The 270-nt window shown below is 70.7% G+C and carries 1 protein-coding gene; it reads right to left on the reverse strand.

What is annotated here, in order from left to right; translation table 11 throughout:
* On the reverse strand, positions 1-270 hold a 270-nt coding region (locus tag MTCD1_RS19285), incomplete at both ends, for a polyprenyl synthetase family protein (RefSeq protein WP_200818677.1).

Consider the following 270-nt stretch of genomic DNA (forward strand, 5'->3'; position numbering starts at 1 on the left):
GCCCCACACCGCGTTGGCGGTCTTGCGGCCGCGCCGCAGGTCGGACTCGTCGACCACGTCGTCGTGCAGCAACGTCGAGGTGTGGATGAACTCCACCACCGCCGCCAGCTGATGGGCGTCGGTTCCGCGATGACCAAGCGCACCGGCGGCGAGCAGCAGCAGCATCGGCCGCAGGCGCTTGCCGCCGGCGCCGATGATGTATTCGGCGATCTGCTGGATCAGCACCACGTCCGAGGCCAGCCGACGGCGGATCAGCGCGTCCAGCGCGGC

Source organism: Colwellia marinimaniae, from assembly GCF_002207865.1.
Lineage (GTDB): Bacteria > Pseudomonadota > Gammaproteobacteria > Enterobacterales > Alteromonadaceae > Colwellia > Colwellia marinimaniae.